This window comes from Streptomyces sp. NPDC058375, from assembly GCF_042723425.1.
GTDB classification, from domain to species: domain Bacteria; phylum Actinomycetota; class Actinomycetes; order Streptomycetales; family Streptomycetaceae; genus Streptomyces; species Streptomyces durocortorensis.
Genome location: NZ_JBHXJG010000443.1, coordinates 1 through 2,757 on the forward strand (window position 1 = coordinate 1; position 2,757 = coordinate 2,757).

Annotated in this window: 5 protein-coding genes; all 5 read left to right on the forward strand. The window is 73.9% G+C overall.

The window, feature by feature from the left end:
- Positions 1-116: 116 nt before the first annotated feature.
- On the forward strand, positions 117-581 hold the full coding sequence (locus ACFWM7_RS34785; RefSeq protein ID WP_383268645.1) for a gas vesicle protein: 465 nt from the start codon (positions 117-119) through the stop codon (positions 579-581).
- Positions 578-1,426: a GvpL/GvpF family gas vesicle protein gene (locus ACFWM7_RS34790; protein ID WP_383268647.1), complete on the forward strand. Its 849-nt coding sequence runs from the start codon at positions 578-580 to the stop codon at positions 1,424-1,426. Before ACFWM7_RS34785 ends, ACFWM7_RS34790 begins: the two co-directional genes overlap by 4 nt.
- Positions 1,423-1,635 (forward strand): gas vesicle protein, encoded by a 213-nt coding sequence (locus ACFWM7_RS34795; RefSeq protein ID WP_383268650.1) that lies wholly within the window; start codon positions 1,423-1,425, stop codon positions 1,633-1,635. The genes ACFWM7_RS34790 and ACFWM7_RS34795 overlap by 4 nt, the downstream gene beginning before the upstream one ends.
- Before the next feature lie 73 nt (positions 1,636-1,708).
- A complete protein-coding gene (locus ACFWM7_RS34800) occupies positions 1,709-2,197 on the forward strand; it encodes a gas vesicle protein K (RefSeq protein ID WP_383268653.1) in 489 nt (162 codons plus the stop codon).
- A gap of 49 nt (positions 2,198-2,246) precedes the next feature.
- Positions 2,247-2,711 carry a hypothetical protein gene (locus ACFWM7_RS34805; protein ID WP_383268655.1) on the forward strand — a complete coding sequence of 155 codons (465 nt, stop codon included), beginning with the start codon at positions 2,247-2,249 and terminating at the stop codon, positions 2,709-2,711.
- Positions 2,712-2,757: the final 46 nt, after the last annotated feature.

Below are 2,757 nucleotides of genomic sequence, written 5' to 3' on the forward strand. Positions count from 1 at the left end.
GGCCGGCCCCCGCCCACAGCCCCCCCGGTGACCGCCCCCGGCCACCCCCCCGGCGGCCGGTCACCGGGCCCGCGCACAGAGCCGCACCGACACCCCACGGAAAGGCGTGAGACACCGTGTCCGATTCACTCGCCGGCCGGCTGCCGGCCCCGCCCCGGGGGGCCGGCCCGGCATACGGGCAGCAGGGCTCGTCGGCCAACCTCGCCGACATCCTGGAAAGGGTGCTGGACAAGGGCATCGTCATCGCCGGTGACATCCAGATCAACCTGCTCGACATCGAACTGCTCACCATCAAGCTCCGCCTGCTCGTCGCCTCCGTCGACAAGGCCAAGGAGATGGGCATCGACTGGTGGGAGCACGACCCCTCGCTCTCCTCCCGGGCCCGCCCCGCGCGGGAGACCGAGACCCGCCCCGTACGGGAGACCGGTGCCGGGGGCGGGAGGGACGCGCTGGCCGAGGAGAACGAGCAACTGCGCGCCGAACTGGCCCGTCTGCGGTCGGCGGCCGGGATCCCGGGCTCCGCTGCGGCGGGCGCCCAGGCGGCCCCGGTCGAAGAGCTCGAAGAGGAGGAGCGACGATGAACACCGCACCGAACGCAGCAGTCGGCGCCCCGGGCGCGGGCGTGGGGGAGATGAGTTACGTCTACGCCGTGGGCCGTGCGGGCCCCGCCCTGGACGGGCTCGCCGCCCGGCTGCCGGGTGTGGACGGCCGGCCCCTGCGCCCCGTCGAAGGGGGCGGGCTGTGCGCACTCGTCTCGGCCGTACCGGCGGACACCTTCAGCGAGCAGGGCCTCACCGCGCAGATGGAGGACCTGGACCGGCTCGAAGCGGTGGCCCGGGCCCACCACGCGGTGGTGGACGCCGCGTTCGCGGAGACCTCCGTGCTGCCGATGCGGCTGGCCACGGTCTATCTGGACGATGCCCGCGTGGCCGACATGCTGGTCCGACAACGCAGCGAGTTCCGGGAGCTGTTGGGCCGCCTGGAGGGCCACGTCGAGCTGGGGGTGAAGGTCTACGCCGACCCCCGTACGGCCGCCGCGCCGGCGCCGGCCACCGCGGCCCCGTCGGGCGCCGGGGCGGGCCGCGCCTATCTGCGGCAGCGTCAGGCGCAGCAGCGCGACAGCCAGGACGCCTACCGGACGGCATCCGAACTGGCCGCCCGTGCCGCGCGGTTGGCGGAGGGGGTGGCCGCCTCACGGGCGGTGCACCGCCCGCAGCAGGGACAGCTCGCCTCCCGGCCCGGGGTGAACGTCGCCAACGAGGCCTATCTCGTCCCCCGGGAGCACACGGAGCAGCTCCGCCGGGAGATCTCCGCGCTGGCCGAGGACGTGCCCGGGGTCGCGGTCGAGGTGACGGGACCGTGGGCGCCCTACTCGTTCGCCACCGCCGTGACGGCGGAGGGCGCGGACGGCGGCGGTCCACGGTGAGCACGGACATCATCGGCGGCGTTCTCGGCGAGAGCGAGCCCCGGGGCGGCCCGCCCATCGCCCTGATCGACCTCCTGGACCGCCTGCTGAACGGCGGGGCCGTCCTCACCGGGGACCTCGTTCTGTCCATCGCCGACGTTGATCTCGTCCACATCAACCTGCGAGCGGTGATCCGGTCGATCACCGGTGAGGAGCCGGCGCCGTGGTGAGGCCGCCCACCGGTTACGCACCCGAGCGAAGGTTCCGCACCCGACGAAGCACCCCGGCGAGGAGGTGGACACGATGACCGAAGACGACCGAGCGCGAGGCGTGGCGGGCACGATGACAGAAGCCGACCGCGCACCGGGCAGGGCGGGCGCGGCGACCGGAGCCGACCGCGCACCGGGCACGGCGGGCACGCCTGCCGCGGCCGCCGAGGAGGTGGCGCGTGCCGCGGCCCAGGCGTTCGGGCTCAGCCCCGCGCAGCCGGACGACCACCGCACATCGGCGGCGGCCCAGCGCCTGCACACCGACCCGGACACCGTGGAGCGGGACCTCATCAAGCTGGTGCTCACCATCGTCGAGCTGCTCCGCCAGCTCATGGAGCGCACCGCGATCCACCGCGTCGACCAGGGCGACCTGAGCGAGCCCCAGGAGGAGCGGATCGGCATGACGCTGATGATCCTGCACGAACGTATGACGGAGTTGTGCGACCGCTACGACCTGACGATGGACGACCTCAATCTCGACCTCGGGCCGCTCGGCTCACTGCTGCCGCACAACGGCGCCTGAACGAGCCGGATCCAGGTTTCATCACACCACCCAAGGCAAGGAGGAGGCCATGACTACTGACGACAAGAACGCGAAGAACTCCACCCCGAGCAAGGGCAGGACCACCACCACTACCGCCCGGAAGTCAGCCGCCTCGGCCCGCAAGACGGCCGGCGCCACCGCGGAGAAGGCCGGCAAGCAGGCTGACGCGACGGCCGACGAGGCGGTGTCCGCGGCCGAGGACGCCAAGGATTCGGCCTCGAACAGTGCGCGGGCGGCCGGTGAGACCACTCGGCGCGTCGGCCGTGCCGCGGCCGCCGGTCTCCAGAGCGGGCAGCAGGCCGTGACCGCCAACGCCGCCAAGGCCGCGAGTGCGGCCACCACGGCCTGGACGGTCGTCAAGCACCGCAAGGCGGTCGCCGCCGGAGCCGCCGCAGGCGTGGCCGGTGTCGCCGGAGCGGCGTTCGCCATCGGCCGTTCGACCGCCAAGCCCCCGACGGGCCCGCTGACCCGACTGGCGCGCGGGCGGATCTGACAGCGGAACACAGAGCGCCGGGCAGGACCCGGACATGGGGCGGGGC

Bases quoted from the DNA above. Each gene is read 5' to 3' on its own strand.
- ACFWM7_RS34790 (WP_383268647.1), top strand. From the start codon at position 578: ATGAACACCGCACCGAACGCAGCAGTCGGCGCCCCGGGCGCGGGCGTG.
- ACFWM7_RS34800 (WP_383268653.1), top strand. From the start codon at position 1,709: ATGACCGAAGACGACCGAGCGCGAGGCGTGGCGGGCACGATGACAGAA.
- ACFWM7_RS34805 (WP_383268655.1), top strand. From the start codon at position 2,247: ATGACTACTGACGACAAGAACGCGAAGAACTCCACCCCGAGCAAGGGC.